Annotated in this window: 3 protein-coding genes; 1 reads left to right on the plus strand and 2 read right to left on the minus strand. The window is 64.1% G+C overall.

The features are described 5' to 3' along the window. Positions 1–66 precede the first annotated feature (66 nt). Positions 67–4,989 (minus strand): alpha-2-macroglobulin family protein, encoded by a 4,923-nt coding sequence (locus AC1MEK_RS19450; RefSeq protein WP_480397893.1) that lies wholly within the window; start codon positions 4,987–4,989, stop codon positions 67–69. Positions 4,990–5,204: 215 nt separating this feature from the next. On the opposite strand from AC1MEK_RS19450, the gene AC1MEK_RS19455 reads away from it, so the two are divergent. After that, a complete protein-coding gene (locus tag AC1MEK_RS19455) occupies positions 5,205–6,545 on the plus strand; it encodes an MATE family efflux transporter (protein WP_480397894.1) in 1,341 nt (446 codons plus the stop codon). Here the strand turns inward: AC1MEK_RS19455 and AC1MEK_RS19460 are convergent. Further along, positions 6,536–7,735, minus strand: a complete 1,200-nt coding sequence (locus AC1MEK_RS19460) for a contractile injection system protein, VgrG/Pvc8 family (RefSeq protein ID WP_480397895.1) — start codon at positions 7,733–7,735, stop codon at positions 6,536–6,538. The genes AC1MEK_RS19455 and AC1MEK_RS19460 overlap by 10 nt on opposite strands. Positions 7,736–7,977: the final 242 nt, after the last annotated feature.

A 7,977-nucleotide genomic window follows, 5' to 3' on the forward strand; every position in this document is an offset into this window, starting at 1 on the left:
CCGATTCGCGAATAAATTCGCTCCTACAGGTAAACCGCGCTCCAGTCCGGAACGCGGTGCTGCCTTTTACTTCTTGGCCTTGACCACCAACTGCCCCGGCGCATCGCCCAGGGCCTGCCAGTTGGGCCGGTACATCGACTCCACTTGCGGCGGCGGCACGCGATAAGTGCCTGGGGTCACCGCGCGGGCCAGGTACAACAGGTGCACGGTGTTGAAGCCTTGCAAATCCACCGCTGCGACGTAGCGGTCGCCGCGGAATTCCTGGTGCTTGAGGCCGGCGTTTTCCATCGACTCGCGCCACTGCTTCACCGAGTCGCTGGCGTCTTCCAGGCTCGCGGCGCTCTGCGCCAGGTTCTGGTTCTCGATCTCAAGCCCGGCCGGGAGCAAGTCCACCACCAGCGCATCCGGCACACGCTCCTTGGATTTGAGTTCCAGATGCACCAGCACCAGCTCGCCGCTCTTCAGGGCATTGAGGTTCAGCGCCTCGCCATCCATGCCCAGGTACTCGCGACGAATGCTCAGGTTCTCGCCACCGGCCACCGGCGGCTGCGACGGGTAACCGGAAATCGTCATCTGCTGGTACAGCGTCTCGCCGCCACCATTCTGCACGGTGAGCGGTGAAGCCAGCACCGAGCTGTCGAGCTTGACGCCTGGCTGATCGTTGCTCAGCTCGCGGGTGTTGCTGCCGCTGTTGAGCGTTGCCGCCCATTTGGCTTCCGGCTTGCCCAGCAGATCGCGCCCGGCGAGGAACAGCGAATTGCGCTCCTGAGTGGACAGATAACGGCTGGCCGCGACCTGATCGGACAGCGCGAACAGGCGCTCCTCGACCTTGTCCGACGCCAGCTTGTTTTCCTCAAGCAGCGACAGGATCAACGCCTGATCGCGCAGCGGGCTGCCGTAGTCAGCGAGCCAGTCGTTGGCCTTGCGCCCTGCGGCCAGCCCCGCCAGCAACGCCTGATCGGCGCGCGGCTTGTCGCCCATTTTTTCCAGCGCGATAGACAATTGCACCAGCGGCAGGCCCGAGCGCGCATCGCTGCGACGGTCGAACAGGCTGCGCAGTGCACCCAGCGGCGCCTGCTGGCTGCGGGCCAATACCAGCCCGGCATAAGCCTGCACGGCAAAGCGGGTGTGGTCGGCGTTTTCGCTGTAGTTGACCTCAATCTGATTGCGCTCCTGCAAGTAGCGCAGCAGGCGCTCGTTGGCTTTCTTCAGCGCATCCGGCGGCACCGCATAGCCCTGATCGCGGGCGCGCAGCAGGAAGTCGGTGACATAGGCGGTCAGCCAGTATTCCTCGTCGCCATCCGCGCCCCACAAACCGAAGCTGCCGTTGTAGCGCTGCATGCCCAGCAGGCGCTCGATGCCCAGTTCGATCTTGCGCTTGCGCACGGCATCCGGCTCGCCTTCCAGGCCGAGGCGCTTGAGGGTCGTGGCATCGGCATAGAGCGACGGATACAAGCCGCTGGTGGTCTGTTCCAGACAACCGTACGGGTAAGCCTTGAGCGCACGAATCTGCTCGCCGAGGTTGAGCGGCGGACGGCTCGACACCGACAGCATCGCTTCGCGCCCCGCTGGTTCGAACGCCTCAAGCGCGCCTTCCGGCAGGCTCCAGGCCTGATCCTTGAGCACCGCCCGGTACTGTTTGAGCATCGCCGGATAGGCCGGACGCACACCAATGGTCCACTCGCGGCTGAAGGCTGGCAGGTTCTCGCCCGGCAACTCCAGGCCATTGACCGTGACCTTGATCGTGCCCTGACCGAAACCGCCCTGGGCCTTGACCGGAATCTGCAGCGTGGTGCGCTGGCCCTGATTGAGATTGATCGCCTTGCCGGCATCGGGCTGGGCCAGGCTCAGTTGCCCTTCGGCGCTGACCTGCACGTTGAGTTTCTGCGCCTGCCCCGACAGGTTCGACACATCCAGCGCCACGCTGGTCTGGTCGCCTCCGGCGAGGAAACGCGGCGCCGACAGCTCGGCGATCAGGGGTGCTGCGACCACGGTTTTCGCTTCGGCCATGCCGTAGCGCTCGTCGGTCCAGGCCTGCGCCATGATCCGCAGCTCGCCGTTGAAATCGGGAATGTCGACGCTGACTTCGGCATCGCCCTGATCGTTCAGGGTCACCGGCGCGCTTTGCAGGGCGACGATGGTGACGCTGGTTTCCGGACGCTTGCCGCCCTTGGCCAGCGCTGCGTCGCCACCGAATGCCAGGCTGGCCAGACGGTTACGCCCGGCCTCAATCAACTGGCCATAGATGTCGAGCTGGTCGGCGCCGTATTCCTTGCGCCCGAACAGGCTGGCGAACGGATCGGGCGTGGCGTATTCGGTGATGTTGAGAATGCCGACGTCCACGGCGGCGACCAGCACATGCACGTCCTTGGGTATCGAGCCGTCGGCGTTCTTGGCGTTGACCTTGAGCTTGAGCGGCTGCTTGGGCCGCATCTTCTCCGGCGCCGTCACGCTCAGCGCCAGCTTGCGCTCGGAGCGATCCAGCGGCAGGTGCAGGACGCCCACGGCGCGCTTGGGCGTGACGTTGGCCTTGCGCTCACCGGGACGAATCACCAGCGCGCTGACATACAGGTCGTGGCGCGCCCACTTTTTATCCACAGGCACGTCGAAGGTTTTGCCCTCGGCCGGCACGTCGATTTCCTGCCACCACAATGGACCTTCGCTGGATTCCACCAGCAGGTAGCCCTTGCCCGCGCTCGGCGGCGTCACGGTGACCTTGGCGGTGTCGCCATCGGCGTAGGCGGGTTTGTCCAGCGCCAGCTTGACCTGATCGGGCCGCACGGCGCCGCCTTCGGCGTTGTCCTGCCAGCGGTAACCGGCCCAGAAACGCACGCTGCTGATCAGGCCGGTTTCGGGGTCTTCAACCTCGACACGATACGGGCCCCACTCCACCGGGAAGGTGACCTTGGCCGTCGAATCCTTTTTCACGCTCAAGGTTTCTTCGGACAGGTTGAGGAATTTCTCGTTGTAGTGATAGCTCCAGCCATCGCTGTCCGAGTAGTTCCAGTAGTAGTCGCGGCGCTCGCGGATCAGCCGCACCTTGAGGTTATCGGCGGCCAGTTTGTGGCCTTCGGCGTCAGCCATCAGCACTTCGAATTCCACCGGACCATCGCCTTCGGTGGCCTCACCGTCGAACAGCCCGCGCAGGCCCGGCAGCTTGTCAGCCGGCCAGACCGGCTGGGTGAGGCGGCGAGTGATCGGCCGCCCGCCCGACTCCTGCAAGCTCGCCTGCAGCACCAGTTGCAGCGGCGAGCGCGCCTTGGCCCACTGGCTGTCGATGCTCAGGTCCAGCTCGCCGTTGGCGTCCAGCACGCTGTCTTCCACTTCCAGGTCCTGCTTGAGGTCTTCCTCGGTGACCGAACCGAACTGATACCCCGGCAGGCCCGGCACCGCCTCGCGCAGCGGGCGCACATACAGCTGACCCGTCAGGCGATTGCCCGAGGCAGGCGCGCCGTAGAGGTAGCGGCCATTGATTGCTACATCCAGCGGCGCATCCGGTGCGATGGGGCTGTCGCTGCCCTTGAGTTCCAGCGCCATGCGCTCGGGCAGGAAGTCTTCGACCTGGAATTCATACAACTGCGGCTTGCCGTCGCCCAGGTCGAACACCAGTTGCCAGCGGCCGGTCGGCGCTTCATCCGACAGTTGCAGCTGGTATTGATAGAGGCCGCTGGCATCGGCATCCCACACGAACTTGCGACTGACCTGATCGTCAGGGCGGCGTACTTCGACAGTGATGGGTTGCGCTTTCACCCGCTTGCCGTCGTTGTCGCGCAACAGGCCGTTGAGCAGCACCACTTCGCCGGGGCGATACAGGTCCCGCGGGCCGAAGATGAAGAACTGCAATGGGTGAGCCTGAGGGCCGGTGATGTCGAACTCGGCCAGGTCCAGCGCCGCGCTGTTCAGGCGCAACAGGCTGGTCTGCTCGCCCTGATGGGCCAGCAGCACCTCGGCCTTGGCCGGCAGCGGCAGTTCGGCGTGCCCGGCGTTGTCGGTCTTGCCCTGGCCAACCACGCGGCCCTTGTCGTCATACAGCTCAAGGTCGATGCCATTGAGCGCCTTGCCGCCTTCCAGCGCCTGGGTGAACACGTCGAGGCGATTGGCGTAGCGGTGCACGGAAAGGCCGATGTCGCTCAGGGTGAACAGGGTCGCCGGCTGCGAATAGTTATAGGTGCCCGAGGCGCGCATCACTGCCAGATAGACGCCCGGCTGCTGCAACTGCTTGAGCCCGGCGATGGGCAGCAGCACGGTTTCCCGGGTGTTGCGCGCCGGGTTCAGATCAAAGCGCCCGCCGTAGACCAGATCGGCCATGGGCAGCAGCTCTTTGGATTCGTAGCTCTGCAGGCTGGAAGAACCTTCCCAGGAACTGAGAAAGGCAGGCAGCGAATCAGACTTGATGCGGAAGAACTCGACATCGACCTTGTCGACGTTCAGCGCGATCACCGGCAGGCCCTCTGCCAGACGAGTCGGCAGCAGGCTGCCACGGCTGGCGAAACCGACGGTGGCTTGCAGGTCGGAGGTTTCCAGGCGCGCCGAGTATTCCGCCGCCAGCGTGTTGTTGTTCACGGCCACCAGGCCCGGGTCAATGGTCAGCACCAGTTTGCGCTTGGGTTCGAGGTGACGCAGGCGCAGTTCCATGAGGTTGTCCGACAGCTCCCACGCGCCGTCGACCTTGCCGTCCTTGCTGTCCACCAGATGCACTTTCTCGGCGAATTTCTGGTCCGGGTTCAGCGGCACGGAAAAACTCAGCGACAAGGTACTTGCGCCATCGAGCTGGATTTCCGAGACATCCACCACCGTCAGCTCACGCCCTGCGTAGCGCTTGCTCAGCGCGGGAATGTCCACCGCAGGCTTGGGCTTGGCAGGCTCGACCGCAGCGGCTTGCGGCGCGGCAGGCTGGGCGGGAGCCGGAGCAGGTTTGTCGGAAGTGGAGGAATCGCAGGCACTGAGCAGTACCAGCGCGCAGGCCAGGAACAATCCTTTGTTAAGCATGAGGCACTCATTGGCGGCAGTTGTGATGAGAAGCAGCAGTTATAGCACCGCAATGTCGATCGCACAGCGCGGCGCGGGAATAGACCTTGGGTTTGCGGGTTTGTTCTCGGTGAGCACCCAATCCACATGCGTCGCCTGAACGATCTTTCGCGAATGAATTCGCTCCTACAGGGTTGTGCGGGCCGTTACAATTGCGCCCTTCCCCGGGAGCTCCAATGTCCAACTTCTTCACAGACTGGCGTCAGCGCGCCACCCATCGTCAGGTGTGGGCGCTGGCGGCGCCGATGATTCTGTCCAATATCTCAGTGCCGCTGGTCACGCTGGTCGACAGCAGCGTGATCGGCCATTTGCCCCATGCCCATCAATTGGGCGCGGTGGCGGTGGGCGGCACGCTGTACAGTTTTCTGGCCTGGGCCATGAGCTTTCTGCGCATGGGCACCACCGGTTTCGCCGCTCAGGCTGCCGGGCGCAACGATGGCGCGGCGTTGCGTCAGGTTTTGCTGCAGGGCCTGCTGCTGGCCATGGGCTTTGCCCTGTTGTTGGGCCTGATCGGCCTGCCCTTCCAGCATCTGGCCTTGCAGATGATGCAGCCTTCGCCGGACTTGAATGAACTCACCCAGGACTTCTTCCATACCCGCCTGCTCGGCCTGCCGGCAGCTCTGGCCAGCTATGCGCTGGTGGGCTGGTTTCTCGGGCTGCAGAACGCCCGGGCGCCGCTGGCGATTCTGCTGACCACCAATCTGGTCAACATCGCGCTGAACCTGTGGTTCGTGATCGGCCTGGACTGGGGCGTGGTCGGCAGTGCCCGGGCGTCGGTGGTGGCCGAGTGGGTCGGCGCGACGCTGGGCCTGGCTCTGACCCACAAGGGCCTGCGCCAGTATCCGGGCCAGCTGGTGTTGAGTGCCATGAAGCGCTGGCAGAGCTGGCGACCACTGCTGGTGGTCAACCGCGACATCTTCATCCGCAGCCTGGTGCTGCAATCGGTGTTCTTTCTGATCACCACCCAAGGCGCGCGGCTGGGCGATGCCACGGTGGCGGCCAACGCGCTGCTGCTCAATGGCCTGTTGCTCACCGCCAACGCGCTGGACGGCCTGGCCCATGCGGTGGAAGCGTTGTGCGGCCACGCCATCGGCGCCCGCGACCGCGATGCCCTGCGACGCTCGCTAAACGTCGCCGGGGGCTGGTCGCTGATCTGCAGCCTGGCGTTCGCCGTGCTGTTCCTGTGCGCCGGGCACCTGTTCATTGCCCTGCAGACCGACATCGTTCAGGTTCGCGAAATCGCCTTCATCTACCTGCCCTATCTGGCCGTGCTGCCGTTGGTGGCCGTCTGGAGTTACCTGCTCGACGGCCTGTTCATCGGCGCCACCCGGGCCCGGGAGATGCGCAACGCGATGGTGCTCACTGCGCTGATCACCGCGCCCTTCGCCTGGCTGGCGGGCGGCTTTGGCAACCACGCGCTGTGGCTGGTGTTTCTGCTGTTCATGGCGCTGCGGGCACTGACGCTGGGCATGATCGCCAAACGCCTGAACCGCAGCGGCGGCTGGTTTCAGGGCTGAGTGACCGGGCCTTCCTGCTCCTGCGCCTCGGCCTGGGCGATGGATGACAGCATGACTTTCAGACCGCTCAGGGTGAGCGATTTCGAGTCGATGGTCACCAGGCTCGACCCGACCCTGAAATGCAGTTCGTTGTTGCGCGCCAGCCGGATGATCAACTTGTCATCAATAGCAAACTGCTGCGACTCGTCCAGGAAGAAGTCCTTGTCGATGCGCGTGGTGATGACCCGGCGCGGGATAACCGCCGGGTCGGGCTTCACGCGCGGATTGATGTCCGGGTCCCACAGGCGATGGCTGATGTAAGGGTAGGCAGGGTTGCCGCTGCGGAAGTTCACCACCACTTCCATCCCGCCCCACCAGGGGTTGTTGACGTCGATCAGCGCCGAGTCGATCGGCACCCAGCAATCGTTGAAGCGCGCGCCATCGCCCTGGTTGCCCCACTCGAAGCGCACCTTGAGTCGCCCCCGATTATCGGGCTTGACCGGCTCGAACAACCCGCCGACCACACAGGCGCGTTGCATGTTCATGGGCGCGTCTGTCTTCGAATCGGTTTTGGCCGCGGCCTTGGGTTGCAGGGCCCTCTGGACCTCGCTGGGGATCTCATGGCCTTCGGCGGGTTGGTCGGTGAACACCACGACGTGGCGCTTGCGCGTGTGCAGGAAGTAATAGTGCATGCCCTCCTCGCCGCACAGGCGCTGTACCAGCTGCAGATCGCTCTCGCGGTACTGGGCGCAGAAATCCCGCTCGATGCACGGCCGGCTGCGCTGCCAGAGGTATCCGGTGTCGTCGATGCCGTGCTCGCTCAACACTTGAGTGATGATCCGGTCAGCGCTCATGCCCTGAAAGATGCGCTGGTTGTGCCGGAAGGCCATCAATCCCAGACGCGGCCCCAGCGTGATCAGATAGCGCTTGGGCCTGACCGTCGCCAGATTGCTGGGCGCAGGCTCGGTGTGGCTGCACATGATGCTCTGGATGTGCCCGTGGATGCCGGTGGCAGCGCCCGCCGAATACAGGTAGGCGCCGCTGAACAGCAATTCGTGGGCATCGAGCTCGCCGGTTGGGTGGACGATTTCCAGCTCATAGGCGTACGGCCGATTGAAGGGCTCGTCTCCCGTGCAGGTCAGCACTTCGAACGAGCGCTTGGGGCGACCGGTTTCAAGACGCAGGTGCTTGGAGTCGGCGAACGGAAGCATAAAACGGATGACCTCTACGGATAGTTGCAGGAGGCCGGCGATTCTGGGGCAGAAGATGGCCCAAGTAGAGGGGGTGAAAGCAGAACAGGAAAGAACCTACAGCCTTGGATAGCAGCTAGACGCGATATGTAGGAATTACCGTGCATGGGTTGCAACGACACATCGCCCCGTAGCAGCACGGCTTGCCGAAGGGGCGATGATGTTTTCCGGGCGCAAAAACAAAACCCCAACCGCTTTCGCGA

Source organism: Pseudomonas sp. 2 (assembly GCF_056627435.1).